The organism is Pinibacter soli (genome assembly GCF_029961145.1).
Taxonomy (GTDB): domain Bacteria; phylum Bacteroidota; class Bacteroidia; order Chitinophagales; family Chitinophagaceae; genus Pinibacter; species Pinibacter soli.
In genome coordinates, this window is record NZ_JASBRG010000003.1 from 247,442 (window position 1) to 267,191 (window position 19,750).

9 protein-coding genes are annotated in these 19,750 nt (G+C 42.7%); all 9 read left to right on the top strand.

All coding sequences use genetic code 11. The features are described from left to right. Window positions 1-10: 10 nt before the first annotated feature. The 9 genes from QJ048_RS05540 (at window position 11) to QJ048_RS05580 (ending at window position 19,564) form a co-directional block, all read left to right on the top strand. Complete coding sequence (locus QJ048_RS05540; RefSeq protein ID WP_282333338.1) at window positions 11-1,300, top strand: nucleoside hydrolase-like domain-containing protein; 1,290 nt, start codon at window positions 11-13, stop codon at window positions 1,298-1,300. 28 nt (window positions 1,301-1,328) lie between these two features. Continuing rightward, window positions 1,329-2,588, top strand: coding sequence for a glycoside hydrolase family 28 protein (locus QJ048_RS05545; RefSeq protein WP_282333339.1), 1,260 nt, complete (start codon window positions 1,329-1,331; stop codon window positions 2,586-2,588). A 194-nt stretch (window positions 2,589-2,782) separates the two neighbouring features. After that, window positions 2,783-7,168, top strand: coding sequence for a hybrid sensor histidine kinase/response regulator transcription factor (locus tag QJ048_RS05550; protein ID WP_282333340.1), 4,386 nt, complete (start codon window positions 2,783-2,785; stop codon window positions 7,166-7,168). Window positions 7,169-7,872: 704 nt separating this feature from the next. Next, window positions 7,873-11,178 (top strand): SusC/RagA family TonB-linked outer membrane protein, encoded by a 3,306-nt coding sequence (locus tag QJ048_RS05555; protein WP_282333341.1) that lies wholly within the window; start codon window positions 7,873-7,875, stop codon window positions 11,176-11,178. 146 nt (window positions 11,179-11,324) lie between these two features. Then, on the top strand, window positions 11,325-13,235 hold the full coding sequence (locus QJ048_RS05560; RefSeq protein WP_282333342.1) for a RagB/SusD family nutrient uptake outer membrane protein: 1,911 nt from the start codon (window positions 11,325-11,327) through the stop codon (window positions 13,233-13,235). A gap of 116 nt (window positions 13,236-13,351) precedes the next feature. Continuing rightward, complete coding sequence (locus tag QJ048_RS05565; protein ID WP_282333343.1) at window positions 13,352-14,263, top strand: alpha/beta hydrolase; 912 nt, start codon at window positions 13,352-13,354, stop codon at window positions 14,261-14,263. Between the two features lie 25 nt (window positions 14,264-14,288). Then, complete coding sequence (locus QJ048_RS05570) at window positions 14,289-15,926, top strand: glycoside hydrolase family 28 protein (RefSeq protein ID WP_282333344.1); 1,638 nt, start codon at window positions 14,289-14,291, stop codon at window positions 15,924-15,926. A gap of 102 nt (window positions 15,927-16,028) precedes the next feature. Beyond that, window positions 16,029-17,033, top strand: coding sequence for a pectinesterase family protein (locus tag QJ048_RS05575; RefSeq protein ID WP_282333345.1), 1,005 nt, complete (start codon window positions 16,029-16,031; stop codon window positions 17,031-17,033). Further along, window positions 16,928-19,564 carry a glycoside hydrolase family 95 protein gene (locus QJ048_RS05580; protein ID WP_282333346.1) on the top strand — a complete coding sequence of 879 codons (2,637 nt, stop codon included), beginning with the start codon at window positions 16,928-16,930 and terminating at the stop codon, window positions 19,562-19,564. Before QJ048_RS05575 ends, QJ048_RS05580 begins: the two co-directional genes overlap by 106 nt. Window positions 19,565-19,750 lie beyond the last annotated feature (186 nt).

Here is a 19,750-nt window from a genome sequence, read left to right on the forward strand (position 1 = left end):
ATACTCGAACATGCGCAAACTTATTCTTTTTCTTCTGTCCTGTATGTCTTTTGTCGCGCTGGCAGCGCAGCGGCCCGTGCCTGTGAAGCCGCGGATACTTGTCAGTACAGACATTGGCGGCTCCGATCCCGATGATAACCAGTCGATGGCGCACTTGCTCATGTACAGCGACAGGTTTGCTATTGAGGGTTTGGTTTCATCACCTTCTTATGGCAATGGAAGCAAGCAAGAGATTCTGCGGATGATTGATTTGTACGAAAAAGATTTGCCGAAATTAAAACAGCGTGAAAGCAAACTTGCAACTCCGCAGTATTTACGTTCGGTAACCAAGCAGGGCAAACATGGTAATGCGCCATATGCCGGTTATACAAAAGCGACTGAGGGATCAGAATGGATCATCAAATGCGCGAAGAAGAAAAGCACACAGCCCTTATGGATATTAGGTTGGGGAGGATTAGAAGATGTGGCACAAGCTTTACACGATGCTCCTGAAATTCAAAGTAAGATCCGTGTGTATTGGATAGGCGGGCCAAATAAAAAATGGAGCGCCAACAGTTATGCATACATCACAAAGAATTTTCCTTCACTTTGGTTCATTGAAGTTAATGCTTCTTATTATGGTTTCTTTTCCAACAATAATACTTTAGACAGTATAAAAACAACTGACTACTACGATCAATACATTCAAGGTGCGGGCCACCTGGGAAAAGATTTTAGAAGTTACTACAAAGGCGAAGTAAAAATGGGCGACACGCCGTCTCTGCTATACATGATGGATGGCGACCCGAATGATCCGACGCGTGAAAGCTGGGGCGGTAGTTTTGAAAAGTTCCGGTATAGTCCGCATGTAGTGTTCAATCGTGTTACTGATGTAAATGACACCGTAGCATTTTGCAGTGTTGTTGAGTTTCATTTCAAAGGGCCGTCAATAAATATTCCTGCTGACTCCATTTGTTTTTGGATGGAAACAACTTATAAAAATGTTGTACAGAAATGGCCGGGCTATTATCTTGGAAATGGTGAGTACGGCATCAAATACGCACCCAAACAAGCCGAAGTCTTAAGCTATAATTTTTCCTCTGACATTGAAGGGTTTTCATTGCCGCAGGGTAAGTTGGTGGTGACCAATCTTTGGCCGGGCAAACACAATGCGGACGATTATAAATTGGGAGACAACTGGTACACTGACAAATCCGATCCGCAACTGTATGACGGAAAAATTCAAGGAGGAAAAACAATTACGAAGTGGAGAAAAGATGTGCTGCTGGATTGGGCAAAACGTTGGCAATGGCTGAAATAGATTTTTACATTGAAGAATACAAACGACTATGGAAATCAGATCAGGACTTTTTGCGTTTTTGTTAGCCATTGCAATGGTAAATGTTGCAACCGCACAATACACAAAGCTTCCTTCTATTGCGGATAAAAATTATCCGGTAACAGACTTTGGTGCCGTAGGCGATGGCAGCACGCTGAACACAAAAAGTATACAGTCTGCACTGGATAAGGCTTCGGCCAATGGTGGTTGTGTTGTAATACCTGCCGGAGTTTTTCTTTGCGGTCCATTAACCATTGGTGGGAAAACTGCTTTGAGAATTGAAAAAGGCGCCGTTCTTCGCTTAAGAAATGATGTGGACACCTATCCTGCAGTTAACAACAGGTATCTGAACTTTATAAATATTTCTGGTGCTTCTGATGTTAAAATATGCGGCGAGGGAACGATTGATGGACAAGGAGAAATCTGGTGGAAAAAATTCACTGCAAAGGAAATAACTAATCGCCGTCCGCAAATGGTTTTCATTGAAAATGCACAACGTTTGGAAATAAGCGGCATTACTTTTTTGAATCCGCCCAATACGCATCTGTCGATAAAAGATGGAACAGATGTGTACATTCACGGCATTCGCATCGTGGCACCTGCCAATTCCCGCAATACAGACGGCATCAATATTTCCGCTAAAAATTGTACTATTGAAGATTGCGATATCAGAACGGGAGATGATAATATTGCCATCAATTTTGGCAACAGGAACAACTCCGCTACCGAACCTGAATGCAGTAATATTGTTGTGAAGAATTGTTTCTTCGGTGTTGGCCATGGCATGTCTATTGGCAGCTTTACTTCAGGTGGTTTGAAGAATTTAAGTGTGAGCAACTGCAAATTTGATGGTACTACTTCAGCCATTAGAATTAAGACTGCAAGAGGCAGAGGCGGCCTTGTTGAAAATGTGAGCTATAGCGACATTGACATTAAAGATTCTAAATGGCCCATCTTTATTTCTGAATATTATCCAAGAGAGCCTGATACTCCCGAAGCAGACACAACAACGGTGGCGACAGCATTTTGCCCGGTGTACAAAAACATCGCACTGAAAAACATTACAGTAACGGGCGCAACGGATGCGATCAAAATCAACGGCATTCCTGAATCTCCGATACAAGGCATAATTTTCGAAAATGTGAAAATCAATGCAAAAAACGGCGCACAGATATATAATGCAAAGCAGGTGAAATTTGTAAAGTGCAGGATTAATGTGGAGAAAGGTGAGGTGTTGAAGACGTATAATGCGGAGGTAGAAGGAATGTGAAAATTTGAGGATTTGAAAACTTTAAAATGCATTGTGTGCAGCTTTGGAACTTTATTTGGTCCTGTTTCTGGTTCGAGGTTGTATATTAATAATGAAACTTGCACTGACAGAATTTTCAAATTTTCAAATCTTCAAATTTTCAAATTGTGATCCAAACGGTGTAATTTGACTTCTGGTTGGGAGGCTCCATGATTATGCTTGTACGACTGCTGCTGATAACTGCTTTTATTGTTTCCTTGCATAGCGCCTGGGCGCAGCCTAAATGCAAGATCGAATATTATTCTGCTGAAGACGGATTATCTCATGATGTCGCCACCTGTGTGGTTAAGGATCGGGAGGGATTTATGTGGTTCGGGTCCTGGAACGGAATTAACCGTTTCGACGGTCACACATTTATTTCTTACAAATCTTCCGCTGGTGATATGTCGCAATTAACGAACGACAGGATCGACCAGATCGTCGAAGATCAATCAAATCATTTATGGTTGAAGGCATACGACAAGGAGTTTTATCGTTTTGATAAGGCAACAGAAGACTTTTATCCGGTTTCCCGGATCCTGAATAAAAATACAAAGAAGAAAGTTCTGTTTTACAAAATCATAGAAGCATCAGAAGGGTTTGTATGGGTGCAGTCTGAAGGGCAGGGCCTCTATTGCATTCCGCAATCTGGCGACTCGACGAACAATATTGTGGTCTACAATAAAGATGCTGCTGCTGATTATTCTTTGGCATCCAACACCATCATTTTTTTCTACAGAGACCGCGAACATAAAATTTGGATAGGGACCTCGGAAGGGTTGTCCTGTCTGGAAAAAAGCGGATCAGGCATCTATAAAAATATCAAGCTTGATAAAAGTATCTCAAGCGGTTCAAGATTCACAGCCATCGCCGAAGATTCCTCACATATGTATATGAGTACGTCAACGGGCGAACTCGTTACATATGCAAAGAAGGAAAGGAAATTTACACAACAGAAAATAATAGCGGCTTCTTTGAATGCACTTACACGTTCCCGAAGGATGGACATCTTATATGCCAGCACGTCTACCGGCGATATATTGAAGATCAGGCTGAACGATGGGGGCATTACCAAACTGCACTACAGCACAGGCGAATCATTGCATTCTATTTATGAAGACAGGGAAGGCACACTTTGGATTGAACCTGACAAGCGCGGCATCATCAGGTACAGCGATGGTTCCGGCTTCAGGTATTTTTCCAAAAATGATATTAACACGTTTGTTAGCAATGGTAGTCAGTATGCCATTGTTGAAGACAACAATGGCATCGTGTGGATAAATTTGAAAGGTGGCGGCTTTGGTTACTACGATGCTACAAAGAATTCCTTCGAATATTTTTTGGATAATCAAAACGGTAGCCATCCTAAGTTTTCGAACATTGTACACAATATATATTATGATGACTTCGGAGCACTTTGGCTGACACCGGATGAAAGAGGCGTGATTAAAATTATTTCGCAGGCCAATGAATTTAAACAACAATTACTGGTTGAGCCAGGAACATTTAAACCGGACAATGAGATAAGGGGCATTTTGTATGACAATAAAGAAAGACTTTGGCTAGGCGCAAAAAGCGGAAAATTATATGTCAGGCAGAATGATAAATGGGTTACAGGTCTTTTTGTAAATGAGCCCACTGCAGGCTTTGGGCAGGTGTATTGCATGATGCAGGATAGTCACAATAATATTTGGCTGGGTACAAAAGCAAATGGTTTGTTTAAAGCAACACCTATCGACAAAGATCAAAGCAAATACAGGGTGACTCATTTTTTCCCAAACCCTGCCAATCCAAATAGTCTAGCCAGCGATGAAATATATGCATTGCTCGAAGACCATAAGGGTCGCATCTGGATTGGTTCGTATGAAAATGGATTGTCGATGATTGCGAATGATGGCGATTCTGTAAAGTTTGTCCACACAGGCAATGCATTTCAAAACTATCCTAAAGAAGCGTTCCGTAAGATTCGCCACATGGCATTGGATGGTGCCGACAACATCTGGATCGCCACTACCGATGGCTTATTGTTGCTGGATGCAAATGATCAGCATTCACCTGTTTATAACTACACTGCCTATAGAAAAATTCCGGGCGACAAACAGAGCCTTGGCGACAACGACATTCAATTTGTTTACCGCGATTCTAAAAATAAAATGTGGGTCGCAACTTCCGGAGGTGGCCTTGGGCTTGCCATTGGTACAGATCCGATGAAGGAGCTGAAGTTCAAAAATTACACGCCTAAAGAAGGTTTGCCAAATGGATATGTGCTCAGTTGTGTGGAAGACAGGAATCGAAATTTGTGGATTGCAACAGAGTACGGTCTTTCAAAACTGAACCTTGAAACGGATGTGATCAGAAGTTATGATTCTTATGATGGTTTGCCAAAGGTTGGTTACTCTGAAGCAGCCTGCACTATTTTGCCAAATGGCCATATTGTCTTCGGTGCCATCAAAGGCTATCTGTCGTTCGATCCTGCACGAATCGGCACTTATCGCATACCAGCAAAAATCGCACTCACCAATTTGCAGATCAATAATGAAGACGCAGGCCCCGGAGCCAATAGCGAAGTGTTGAAGGAAAATATCAATTATGTGAATTCACTCACGCTGCGTTATAATGAAAATATAATCAGCATTGACTATGCAATCCTTGATCAGCAATCGAGCGACAGGCAGGAGTTTGGGTTCCGTCTTCTTGGGTTTGATACCACCTGGCACAACAACGGTTTGCAGAGAAGAACAACTTATACAAACCTTCCGCCGGGGCATTATGTATTTGAAGTAAAAATGCTCAACAGTGATCTCTATGCTAACACTCCATACCGCCGTTTGAGCATTACTATATTGCCACCGTGGTGGAAAACATGGTGGGCCTATCTTTTGTATGCAATTGCTCTTGCTATACTGATTTGGTTCATTAGAAGAACCGCACTAACAATGCTGCGCCTGCGGCAAAAAATTGCGCTGGAGCAAAAGCTTGCTGAGTTGAAAGTTAATTTCTTTACCAATGTTTCTCACGAGCTAAGAACGCCACTCACGCTGATTATCAATCCTATTGAGGAATTGGCCCGCAAAGAAAATTTATCCGAGCAGGGCGCTGCCTATGTAAATGTTGTGCGCAAGAATGCCAATAGAATGGTGCGCTTTATTAATCAGTTGTTAGATCTGCGTAAACTGGAGAACAAGAAAACGACACTTCATATTTCTAACGTAGAAATTGTAGCGCTTGTGCAATCCATCTGTGATCATTTTACAGAAGCGGCAAAAGATAAAAGAATAACAATCGAAGTTGCTGCGGACCAGCATGAACTTTGTGCGTGGGTAGATGCTGAAAAACTGGATGTAGTCATTTACAATCTTTTGTCGAATGCATTGAAGTTTACACCGGATGGTAAACGTATAGAAGTAAAAATCAAAAAGCTTCACGATGGAAAGAATTTCTCGATTGCTGTTTGCGATCAGGGGCCGGGTGTGCTGCCGAATAAACTCGACGAAATATTTAAACTCTTTTACGCCAGTGATCATTCTGCCGGAAGAGATGTAAAAGGCATTGGCATTGGACTGGCATTGTCGAAAGAACTCGTTGAGTTACACGGCGGAGAAATTGCCGCAACAAATAATAAAGAAGAAGGGCTGACTGTGACCATTACGATGCAATCAGGAAAAGAACATTACAAGGGCGACCATATTTCATTTGTTGATTTGCCGGCAAAAGTTTCGAGTGCTGAAAAAGCAGTCGAGCAGTCGTCTTTATCTTCATTGGCGCCTAAGAACCAGCATGGAGAGCAAACGCCACTCGTTTTATTGGTAGAAGATAATAATGAGCTGCGCAATTTTTTGACCGGTCAACTCGGAGAATTCTATAGGGTAGAGGTAGCGGCAAATGGAAAAGAAGGACTGGAAAAAGCGATAGCGTTGGTTCCGGATCTCATTGTAAGCGACATAATGATGCCGATGATGGATGGCATACAAATGCTGAACGAAATAAAGAACGATGTCAACACCAGTCATATTCCCGTGGTGCTGCTGTCTGCAAAATATTCCATTGAAAGTCAGATTGAAGGGTTGCAATACGGAGCCGATTATTATATTACCAAACCGTTCAACAATAGCTTTCTCATTGCTTCTATCGACAACCTGATACGCCAGCGAAGAAAATTATTCGAATCGCTGGTAGAAAAGAAAACAGTGTTGGAACTGAGTCCGCAAGAATCGCTTGTCATCACTTCAAAAGATGAAACCTTTCTGAAAGAAGTGATTAAAATTGTGGAAGACAATATGGGCAATTACGACTTTAACATTGAATCCGTAGCTGAAGGTATGGCGATGAGCCGCACTACTTTTTATAAAAAATTCAAAAGTCTTACCAATTTAACGCCTGTAGAATTTGTACGCGACATGCGCTTGCAAAAGGCGAAGCAATATCTCGACGCCGGCGAAAATACGATCTCCGAGGTCGCATACATTGTCGGCTTCAACAATCCGAAATATTTCAGCACCTGCTTCAGGGAGAAGTACAATGTTTCGCCGTCGGAATATGTGAAGACAAATTTGAAAATTTGATGATTTGAAAATTTGAAAATGCTTGGCCTTGGTTCGTGTCCCCACGAACCGAAACGTCACTTCAACGCTTGGCCGTTTAAGGTTTAAATTCTCCTCTTATTATTGCAATATCATTTAAGCGCGGGATTTCGGTTCGTGGGGACACGAACCGAGGCCGTCCGTAGAGACGCATTGAATGCGTCTCTGTAACACCGTCGCGACGCAACAAAAAAATGTGAGGGTACGCATTTTACGCGAACATATTTCGGGTGCGGGAGACGCGTTGAACGCGTCTCTACGGGCCGTACTGCCGAATAGAATTACAAATGTTGAAGTGTGCGACGCAAGCAAAGCTGATTTCTATTCAACTGCTGACTACCAAAAAATGCCTTCGACGCGAAGTTTACTGCAAGGCAAAAACGTCTATGCTTCATTTTTTAAACTATTGATTTTCAATAAAAAATATACGGTAACCAAAATTTGTACCTATTCCGTCAATAATCGAACCCCCTTTCTGCGGTTTTGAAATAGGTTTATGTCACGGGTAAAAACAGGTCGATGCACTCACCGGTTACCCTCGCTAACGAAGCTTATTTTTTAACCAAACGGCAAAGACGATGCGTTTAATTGCTTATGAAAAAACAGTCCGGAACTGTTACTTTTCGTTCGGGCTCCACCCAACAAAAGCCTCCAAAATTTTCCGGTTTCTAATCTTATTATTAGTAGTGTTGCAAACGCATGTAAATGCAAACACTGCTTCCAACAAAGTTCCTCATCGTTCTCCAGCGGGTGTTATTACCGGCAAGATCACGGACCCGAAGGGCGAACCGCTTTCCGGTGCCAGCGTGGCAGAAAAGGGAACTAAAAATCAAACCCTTTCTAAACCAGACGGAAGTTTTTCTCTGAGCGTGCAGAATGAGAAAGCGACACTCGTTATTTCCTTTGTGGGCCATGCCACAAAAGAGATAGTGGCAACGGCCGGTTCTACTGTTAATATAAAAATGGAGCAGGCAAACAACAGCATGGATGATATCGTGGTGATCGGCTACCAGGCGGTGCGCAAAAAAGATATGCTTGCGGCATCCTCATCAGTTACATCAAAAGATCTGAAGGATAATCCGCTCAACAACGCGGCGGAAGCATTGCAGGGAAAGCTTGCCGGTGTGCAGATCAGCATGACGGAAGGTGCACCTGGTTCAGACGCCGTGATCAATATACGTGGCCGCGGTTCCATTACACAAAGTGGTGAGCCGCTGTATGTGGTAGATGGTATTCCGACAGATAACGCTTTGTCGATACTCAATCCACAGGATATAGAATCGCTGGACGTTTTGAAAGATGCGGCATCAACTGCTATCTATGGATCAAGAGGTGCTAATGGCGTAATTGTGATCACAACAAAGGGTGGAAAAAATACCAATGGCAAAACGTCTGTAAACTTCAACATGTACCAGGGCGTGCAGAAATTGGCACAGAAAATTGATATGATGGGACCATATGATTTTGTATTGTATCAATATGAAAGAGCATGGTGGCGCGGTGATACGGCTGGTGTTATAAAAAAATACATTCGCGATCCGTATAATTTCGACACGATTGAAACCTACAAAATGAATCCTGGCTTTGACTGGCAGGAGCGTACCATGGGAGCCAACGCATATCAGTCTTCTTACAACGTGGGCGTATCTGGTGGTACAAACAAAACAACTTACAACCTGAGCCTTACGGCAAATAAGCAACAGGGTATTTTGATCAACTCTGATCTTCAAAGGAAAAACCTTCAGTTCAGATTGGATCATAAAGCAACTGATCATTTCAAATTTGGTTTTGGCAGCCGCTACACCGATCAATTGATCAGAGGTGCGGGTACTTCTGATGCTGCCGGTGCAGGTAGCAACAGGCTGCGTCAGTACACACGCTACAAACCATTGATCATGCCGGGTGAAGAAGAAGACAGCTATGATCCCGATCTTGATCTGAACAATGCGGGTAATGGTTTCAACGTATTAAACCCAATATTGCTGGCCAATGCAGAAACAAGAAACAGATACAATACACAGCTCAACTTCAACGGATATTTCCAGGTTGACCTTGTGAAAAATCTGTACTTCCGTTCTACAGCGGGCTACACTGTAAACTCTACACGCAATCAGTCTTTTGATGATACACTGACGAATAATGCGAAGACATACAACAAACAGCCGATAGTAAGTTTGGCAAACAGCAAAAGCGTACAGCTCACCAACTCAAACGTATTGACATACAGCAACCCTGCAATGTTTGGAAGCAAACACGGTTTGAATGTTTTGTTGGGTCAGGAAATTCAAAAAACAACAGTTACTTCCGATGCATTGACACTGCGCTATTTCCCTATAGGCATCACTGCTGATAAGGCTTTCAACAACCTGCAATTAGCTGCTGCCTCCGCAACGGGTGCCATTCAGCCGAATCCAAGTTCATCGCAGGTGCCTACATCGCTGGCTTCGTTCTTCTCTACTATTGACTATAATTATGGTGGAAAATATTTTGCAAAATTCACATTGCGTGCTGATGGAACTTCTATCTTCTCAACTGAGCATAGCTGGGGTTATTTCCCTTCAGGCGCAGTAGCATGGAGAGTAAGCAAAGAGCATTTCTTTAACAGTTCAAAAGTGAATGATCTCCGTTTCCGCTACTCATACGGAACTGCGGGTAACAACAGGATCACTCCGTTTTCATACAGAACACAATACACAGCACCGGCAAGTGGCGGTTACGGTTTGAACGGTATATTAAACGGTATTTTCACACCTGCTAACCTTGGTAATCTTGACCTCATGTGGGAAAGCCAGGTGGCACAGAACCTTGGCATGGACATCACGGTATTCAACAGATTTAATCTGACTGTTGATGCTTACTCCAATAAATCAAGCAATCTGTTGCTTAACCAGGCAATTCCTTCTTCAACAGGCTACACCACTCAGTTTCAGAATATCGGTTCTACACGCAACCGTGGTGTTGAGTTTCAGTTGTCTGCTAATATTGTGAGCAATAAAAACTTCAGCTACAATGCGAGTTTCAATATCTCATTTAATAAAAATAAAATCACATCGCTTGGACCTAACACTCAATTGCTAAGAAACTCTGGCTGGTTCAGCGGAAGCAATTTTCCTGCTGACTTTGTGCTGAAAGTAGGAGATGAAGTGGGTACGATGTATGGCTATGTAAACGACGGATATTTCACATTGGATGACTTTGATACAAAGCCTTACTCCAATGCAAGCTATCCTGGCTATACAACGCAGTATACCCTGAAAAGCACAGTGGCAAACAATTCTACATTGCTTGCAGACCCTATACAACCGGGTTCTCCTAAATACAAAGACATCAGCGGCCCCGGCGGAAAACCAGATGGTAAAGTGGATGTGGACAATGACAGAACGATTATTGGTCATGCACAACCGAAGTTCTTCGGAGGTTTGAACCAGACGTTTGCATACAAAGGATTCGACCTTTCTATCTTTGTAAACTTTGTCTATGGCAACCAGGTTTTCAACGCGAACAAACTTGAGTATGCAAGTGCCTACGGTAGTGAAGTAAATTTATCTACAATAGATAACGATCGCTGGAGAATGGTTGATCCTGTAACCGGTAAACCGGTTCAACGCCAGATCGGTAGCGGTACTTCTGCAACCATCATAGGCGCTGATCCTGCAACGTTGGCTGTTGTAAATAAAAACGCGAAGATCTGGTTCCCTTCAACCAGTATCAACGGTTTCTATTCACAAAGCTATGGAGTGGAAGATGGTTCATACTTGAGAATCAACAACATTACGCTTGGTTACAATTTCCCTAAACCAATGTTGAAGAGAATCAAAGTGAGCACATTGCGTATTTATGCAACAGTGAACAATCTGGCGACACTTACCGGATACAAAGGTTACGATCCGGATGCAAGCACAAGAAGATCTGATCCTACAACACCGGGTGTAGATTATGCCGCTTATCCAAGGTCGAGAACTTTTGTTGCGGGAATTAACCTCGCGCTGTAAACAGGAATTAGAAATTAGAAATTAGGAATTAAGAATTAGGAGAACAGCACGCTGTGTTGCTAGTTTCTAATCCTCAAATGAAAATCATAGCAGATCATGACAATCATGAAAATCTGCGTTCTTTCTTCAAATAACAATCTTGCAATATGACAAGGAAAAATATAAAAACAGTAATCGCAGGCACGCTGTTATCAGCTGCTGTGATGGGCTGGATGGGTTGTAAGAAATTTCTTTCACCAGAAGCCGTTTCTTCTTTCGATACTGAATATGTTTTTGATAATATTACTAATGCCCGCAAGGCATTGCTAGGTTCTTATAACTCATTAACGGGCGACTATGGCTACGGCATCCGCATCAGCGGTTACTGGGCATATGATTCCGATGAAATGATTAAAGGAACAAACTCTACTACAACAGATGAGGGACAGTTGCTTGCGAAATATCTGGGCATCGCTTCCAATCTACAAATAACAAATCCATTCAACCAGATGTATACAGGTGCGGAGAGAGCAAATCTTTGCATCTACAATATTCCTAAAATGGATCTGTATAACGATGGTGGTGCGCAACAGCAAGCGCAATTGAAACGAATGCTGGGAGAGGCTTACGTGCTAAGGGCGCAGTTTATGTATGAGCTTGTCCGCAATTTTGGAGATGTGCCATTTCAGAAACAACCTTCGCAGTATACTTCCAATTTGTTCCAATCGCGCATGAGCAGAGACTCTATTTTGGATCAGCTTCTTGTTGATCTTAAACAGGCAGAGGATCTTATGCCATGGAGAACAGATGTAGGTACTATAGGCGATCCTACTGATCAGCGCTTTACAAAAGGTTCAGCTAAAGCACTGCGTGCAAAAATTGCTTTAACCCGGGGTGGCTATTCGTTGCCTGTTTCAGGTGGTGCGTTAACCCGTCCTTCGAACTATCTTGATTTTTATAAAATAGCACACGATGAATGTGCAGATCTTATCGCGAATCCTTCGCAGCACACATTGTTGCCTTCTTATAAGGACCTTTTCAAAAATTATCTTCTGGCGCATAACCTGAATGATCCTGCCGGTGAGTACATCATGGTGGCGTCTATGGCGAGCGGGGCGGATAGTAAGCTGGGCATTCAGACTGGTACAAAAGTAAATGGCGTGGGCGGTGGCAACCTGAATATTCTGCCCACTTATTTTTACATGTTCGATTCTACGGACGTTCGCAGAGATGTTACTTGTGTGCCTTACGAAATAACATTTGATACCATCAAAACAGGACATGCGATGAACGCAGTGTATGATGGTAAATTTAGAAAAGAGTGGGTTTCAAATCCTTCATTCATTTTCAGTGCGGGCAGTGCATCAACTTCAACAAGACCAGCTACAAACAATGCGTTGCAGAATATGCAATTGAGCTGGCCACTGATCAGATTTGCCGATGTGTTGTTGTGGTACGCTGAAACAGAAAATGAAATTAATAACGGGCCGACTGCCGCTGCTATCGATGCGGTTAGCAGAGTAAACCTTCGCGGCCACGGCGGTAGTTACAAGGAGACCCCTCCAGTTATACCAACAACAAAAGACGGCTTCTTTAAATTTTTAGTGAAAGAACGTATGCTTGAATTCGGTAACGAAGGTATACGCAAATACGATCTCATTCGCTGGAATCTTTTGGCAACAGCCGTTAGTGAAACAAGAACTAGATTGAATGCATGGGCTACTGCGACAGAAGCCAGCCATCCTGTTATGCCTCTTTATTCCTACATGGAAAATGGTCCGGCATATGCACGTGATGCTACACAGCTGCCGACGTATCTATATTTCATGAAAACACCTCCAAGATCTAACGTTGATGACTTCAATCCATTCCTTAACTCTTATTATAAACCTAGTGGTAATGCGGCAGCACCAACAGGACAGACACGTGTGAGCTGGTGGTTGGGCGGAAGCAGCCAGGTAACGTATGTGAGTTCAGTTGCTTCAGGCTTCAAAACCGGACAGAGTGAGTTGATGCCCATACCGCAGTCTCAACGCGACGTGAATCCGAATTTGAGTCCGCAGAATTTTGGCTACTAAGTTTTTTTAGTTGAAAATTGAGAGTTGAAAATCGAAAATGGCGTTTTGACCAATGTTGCAATTTTTGAATAATTTTCAACTTTCAATTTTCAATTGACTTTCAATTCCTCCGTAATATGAAAAAGGTATTATTGGTTTTAGTGACGATAGTTATAAGTGGTATTGGCTATGCCCAGAATTTTACACCACTTTGGCCATCGGGTAGAATGCCCAACAGCAAAGGGCTACAGCTTAGAGATAGTATTGTGAATGATAGGATTATACAGGTTGGAGTACCGGGCTTTTATAGTTTTTTTCCTGCTAAAGAAGAGAACACTGGCGCGGCTATATTGATATTTCCCGGAGGTGGTTATCATCATTTGACGTATGATCTTGGTGGTTTTCAATTGGCAAAATGGTTTAACTCCATGGGCATAAGCGCTTTTGTAGTTAATTATCGGTTACCTACATCACCAGATCTTGTACACTGTGAACTTGGTCCATTGCAGGATGCGCAAAGGGCAATGCGCATCATCCGGGCCAACGCAGCCAAATGGAAAATTGATCCGGCAAAAATCGGCGTGCAGGGATCATCGGCAGGAGGGCACGTAGCAGCAATGATGGGTTGTTTGAAAGATGATGTTTCGCGCATCAACGACAGTCTTGATAAAATATCTTTTCAAGCTGATTTTATGATATTGGTATCACCCGTGATCAGCATGGGCGTTAATGCCCACAAGGGAAGCAAAGAGAATTTCCTTGGCAAAAATCCCTCCAAAGAAATGACGGACAAATACTCAATGGAACTGCAGGTGAACTCAACAACGCCTCGCTGTTTTATTGCAGATGCATTCAATGATAAAACCGTTCCCCCTATAAACAGCCTTCTTTTTTACCAGGCCCTTTTAGAGAAAAATATTTCCACCAGTTTCCACGTATTTCCACAGGGAGCGCATTCTATCGGATTGACAAATAATCCGGGATCAACTGTGTTGTGGAAATCATTACTGGAAGCATGGATGAAAGAAATGCAATTCACTGAACACTAGTTTTAATAACAACAACGAGAGTAAGATGATCATTAAAAAAACTTTTCAATTCCTGGTGCTCGCTTTGCTTGCCCATACCCAGGTGCACGCACAGTATTCATGGGATAATTTGCCAACGGCGCAAGTGCCAACATTTAAAAACGACACGTTCAATATAAAAAAATATGGCGCCATCGCAGATGGCATTACACTTAATACCAACAGCATTAATAAGGCAATTGATGATTGCTGCAAGAAGGGTGGAGGCGTAGTGCTTATTCAGGAGGGCATTTGGCTCACAGGGCCGATAGCGTTGAAAAGCAATGTGAACCTGCATCTCAATGCGGCTGCTATTTTGCAGTTCACGAAAGACTTCAATCAATTTCCTTTAGTGGAAGGTAATTATGAAGGAGCTCGTTCCGCAAGAAATCAATCTCCCATATCTGGCGATCATCTTGAAAATATTGCCATTACAGGTAAAGGCATTGTAGACGGAAATGGCGATGCATGGCGTATGGTGGGTAGAGACAGACTAACAGAAAGTGAGTGGAAAAAGAAACTCGCTTCCGGTGGTTTGGTAAGCGCTGATGGTAATACTTGGTACCCATCTGCAAAAACAAAAAAGGCACACGAAGAAAAGTTGAACGGAATCATCGCGCCGGGAAAGACATTGAAAGATTATGAAGCCATCAAAGACTATCTGCGTCCAAACCTGGTAGTGCTGAATGATTGTAAAAAAGTGTTGCTCGAAGATGTTACCTTTCAAAACTCTCCCGCATGGAACCTGCATCCACTGATGTGTGAGGACCTTACTTTAAAAAATCTTACCGTTAAAAATCCTGAGTATGCACAGAATGGCGATGGCGTAGATGTGGAGAGTTGCAAAAATGTTTTGATCGACGGCTGTACATTCGACGTAGGAGATGATGGCATTTGCATAAAAAGCGGTCGTGACGAAGAAGGTAGAAAACGCGGAAAACCGACGGAGAATATGGTTGTTCGTAACAGCACTGTTTACAAGGCTCATGGCGGTTTTGTGATAGGAAGTGAAATGAGCGGCGGCGCTAAAAATATATTCGTTTACAGTTGCTCTTTTATAGGAACGGATAAAGGGCTTCGTTTTAAAACTGCAAGAGGCAGAGGCGGCGTGGTAGAGAACATTTATTGCAAAAATATTTTCATGAAAGATATTGTGCATGAAGCCATTTATTTCGATATGTATTATTTCACCGCACCACCTAAAAAAGGTGAAAGGGCAGAAGCTGTTGAAGCTAATATTACAACACCGCAATTCAGAAATTTCGAGATCAGCAATATCGTTTGTGATGGTGCAGACAAGGGCATCTTCATGAGAGGTTTGCCTGAAATGGCCGTGAAGAATATAAGCATCAGCAATGTGTTGCTCAGTACAGAAAAAGGCGCAGAGATCATCGAATCTTCAGACATAAAGTTGAGCAACGTTACATTGTTAAGCAAAAAAACAGACCCTGTTATTCATGTTGAAAACAGCAAGGACATTACTATTGATGCATTGAAATATAGTCCTGCTTCTACATTGCTATTTAATATTTACGGAGCCGACAGCAAGGATATTAATCTGCGCAACACAGACGCTTCGAAGGTGAAAACGGTAGCGTCGTTTGTAAAAGGCGCAAATGCAAAAGCAATTACGGTTGTGAATTGATTTGTAGAGACTAGGCAATGCCTTGTCTCTACCGGATTCCAGCAATGCAGCAATATCCCGCGAATGAGGCAATATTCGAAATTTGAAAAAGAAATAAAATCAATGAAATCATATTTTTTTCCGCTACTGGCAATGATGTTATTTTCAGTGGCCGGGATGGCGCAAACCAATACCTCTCCCAGAGTGCTCACAGTGGCACAGGATGGAAGCGGTAATTATAAAACCATTCAATCTGCCATCGATGCAGTACGTGCTTACTCTCCCGAACGTATTACCATCAATATAAAAAATGGCGTATATCGTGAGAAGGTTGTAGTGCCTGCATGGGTGACCAATGTTTCCTTTGTTGGCGAAAGCAAAGAAGGAACTATCATCGTGAATGGTGATTATTCAGGCAAATTCATGAATGCTGATACGTTGGCTGATAAAACGAAATTTAGCACGTTTAATTCTTACACTATGTATATTCACGGCAATGACATTTCCATAAAAAACATAACCATTTCAAACAATGCGGGCCGCGTAGGACAGGCTGTCGCTCTGCATGTAGATGGCGACAGATTTGAAATGGAGAACTGTAGTCTGCTTGGCAACCAGGATACGTTACTAACCGCAAACGATACAGCGAGGCAATATTTTGTGAACTGTTATATCGAGGGTACAACCGATTTTATTTTCGGCAACGCGACTGCTGTATTTCAAAATTGCACACTTAAAAGTCTCGTTGAATCTTTCGTCACGGCAGCCTCTACTTCGCAGCAACAACAATTTGGTTATGTGTTTCAGCATTGTAAACTTGTTGCAGATGCCAGTGTTAAACGCACCTATCTCGGTAGGCCATGGAGAGCATACGCGAAAGTTGTTTTCATGGATTGCGAAATGGACAGCAGTATCAGACCCGAGGGTTGGCACAATTGGGGCAAGGTGGAAAATGAAGCAACCGCTTTTTACGCAGAATATAACAACACTGGCGCAGGTGCCAATACCGATAAACGCGTTGCATGGAGTCATGTACTTACCGAAAGTCAGGCAAAGCAATACACGATAGAAAACATATTCAAGGGATGGAAGCCGGCATTTGGCCAGGCCAATATTACAGCGAGGTAGAAGACCTTGTTTACAAAACAAAAATAGTAATTAACAACGGGAACAAAAGGCATACTATGATGAAAGCAAGGACGATACTGGGTTTAATGATCTTCTTTTCTATTTTGAATGTTAATAAAACCGTCGCACAAAGCAATTACACATTGTGGTACGACAAGCCCGCCACAAACTGGAACGAGGCTCTTCCTATTGGTAACGGACGTTTGGCATCAATGGTTTTCAGCGGTGCTACAGAAGAACGATTGCAATTGAACGAAGAATCTGTATGGGCCGGTGAGCCGGGTAATAACATTATTAAAGGGGTATATGACAGCATCGTGCAGATACGTAAACTCATCTTTGAAGGAAAATATAAGGAGGCACAAGATCTTTCCAACAGTACATTTCCGAGGCAGGCGCCGAGGGACGGCAATTACGGTATGCAGTATCAGCCCGTTGGCAATTTGTTAATTCGTTTCGCAGGGCACGAGAATGCAACAAAATATTACCGCGACCTCGATATACAACATGCATTGGCTTCAGTTAGCTACGATGTAAACGGCGTTAGTTTTAAAAGGGAAATGTTTGCATCGCTCACAGACGGAGTGATCATCGTGCGTTTAACAGCCAGCAAACCTGAAAGCATTAACTGTGTACTTAGTTTAAACACTCCGCACAAGGTGAGTCAGTTGAAAGTTAAGAACGATGAATTGATTCTGACTGGCACCACGAGCAGCGTTGACAACAAGCAAGGGAGAGTAAATTTTGAAACACAAGTTCTGCCGAAAGTGCAGGGGGGTAAAGTCAGCATGACTGACACAAGCCTTATCCTCACAGGCGTTGATGCAGCAACTGTGTACATCAGTATCGGTACAAACTTTAAGAACTATCATGATATTAGTAGAAATGCATCCGCGGTGACATCGGGTTATCTCGCAAATGCACTCACGAAAAACTATGAGACGCTAAAGTCTGCACACATTAAAAAGTACAGCAGTTATTTTGAAAGAGTTTCACTTGATCTTGGTACAACTGCACAAAGTAAAAAGCCAACAAACGTAAGGGTTGTAGAGTTTAATTCAAATCCTGATCCTCAACTCACGGCTCTTTATTTTCAGTTTGGAAGATATCTCCTGATTTCTGGTTCGCAGCCCGGCACAGCGCCAACTACTTTGCAGGGCAAATGGAACGATAAATTGAATCCTGCGTGGGACAGCAAGTACACGATCAATATCAATACCGAAATGAACTATTGGCCGGCAGAGCCCACTAATCTTAGTGAATTGCACCAGCCGTTGTTCGATATGATAAAGGATTTGTCCGTTACCGGAAAAGAAAGTGCAACAGAAATGTATCATGCACGTGGCTGGAACGCACACCACAACACAGATCAGTGGCGCATAACGGGCCCTGTGGATGGAGGCTTTTACGGCATGTGGCCGATGGGCGGCGCATGGCTCACACAACATTTATGGTACCACTATCTGTACACAGGCGATAAAGATTTTCTTAAAGATGTTTATCCTGTATTGAAAGGAGCCGCTATGTTTTTTGTGGATGTATTGCAGGAGGAGCCAACACACAAATGGCTGGTTGTATCACCATCGATGTCTCCTGAAAATACGTATGAGAAAAGTGTTGGTATCACAGCAGGTGGTACTATGGATAATCAAATTGTTTTTGATGTTCTGTCGAATGCGATTCACGCTGCAAACACTTTACAAACTGATAACGAATTCGCGGATACATTGAGGACCGTGATAAAAAGGCTGCCGCCAATGCAGGTTGGTCAGTATGGCCAGTTGCAGGAATGGCTGAAAGATTGGGACAGGAAAGATGATAAGCATCGTCATATTTCTCATTTGTATGGCTTGTTTCCAGGCAATCAGATTTCGCCATATCGCAATCCGCAATTGTTTAATGCAGCACGTCAATCGTTGGTGTATCGGGGAGATAAATCAACCGGCTGGTCAATGGGATGGAAGGTAAACTGGTGGGCAAGATTACTGGATGGCAATAGAGCGTACAAATTGATCTCAGATCAGTTGTCGCCTGCGCCTGCTGAAACAACAGGACAAAATGGTGGTACGTATCCGAACCTGTTTGATGCACATCCACCATTTCAAATCGATGGCAACTTTGGTTGTGTATCCGGTATCTCGGAAATGCTCCTACAGTCGCAGGATGGCGCGATTCATGTACTTCCTGCATTGCCTGATGTTTGGCCAAATGGTAACGTAAAAGGGCTGGTAACGAGGGGAGGATTTGTTGTTGACATTTCCTGGAAAGACGGAAAGATCAATACATTAAAGGTTATATCCAAAATCGGTGGCAATTGCAGACTGCGTTTGTATGATGAGATTGTTGCCGATGGTAAATTCAAACTGAATAAAGCCAGTGGTGAGAATCAAAATCCTTTGTTCGAAGTGGAATCGATAAAGCAGCCACTTATTTCAGATAAGGTAGCACCGGTTGATCTCAAGTTAAGAAAGACTTATGAATATGATTTGGTAACAGAACCTGGAAAAACTTATTTATTTAAAGCCCTGTAAGCAGGAGGGTTTTCAAAAAAAATACTGCCTCAATTAGCCCTAAATAGTTTCTGCTGCAAACAGGAACCAGGCAGTGTGAATAAAGATTATAGCAGGTGAGCGAGTAAATATGATTCGTCATAACGCTTATCGGAGTTGCTAGTCCTGGCAACTCCAATTTTTTAAATTGTTGAACGGGCCCTTAAA

Bases quoted from the DNA above. Each gene is read 5' to 3' on its own strand.
- QJ048_RS05540 (WP_282333338.1), top strand. From the start codon at position 11: ATGCGCAAACTTATTCTTTTTCTTCTGTCCTGTATGTCTTTTGTCGCG.
- QJ048_RS05545 (WP_282333339.1), top strand. From the start codon at position 1,329: ATGGAAATCAGATCAGGACTTTTTGCGTTTTTGTTAGCCATTGCAATG.
- QJ048_RS05550 (WP_282333340.1), top strand. From the start codon at position 2,783: ATGCTTGTACGACTGCTGCTGATAACTGCTTTTATTGTTTCCTTGCAT.
- QJ048_RS05560 (WP_282333342.1), top strand. From the start codon at position 11,325: ATGACAAGGAAAAATATAAAAACAGTAATCGCAGGCACGCTGTTATCA.
- QJ048_RS05565 (WP_282333343.1), top strand. From the start codon at position 13,352: ATGAAAAAGGTATTATTGGTTTTAGTGACGATAGTTATAAGTGGTATT.
- QJ048_RS05570 (WP_282333344.1), top strand. From the start codon at position 14,289: ATGATCATTAAAAAAACTTTTCAATTCCTGGTGCTCGCTTTGCTTGCC.
- QJ048_RS05575 (WP_282333345.1), top strand. From the start codon at position 16,029: ATGAAATCATATTTTTTTCCGCTACTGGCAATGATGTTATTTTCAGTG.
- QJ048_RS05580 (WP_282333346.1), top strand. From the start codon at position 16,928: ATGGAGTCATGTACTTACCGAAAGTCAGGCAAAGCAATACACGATAGA.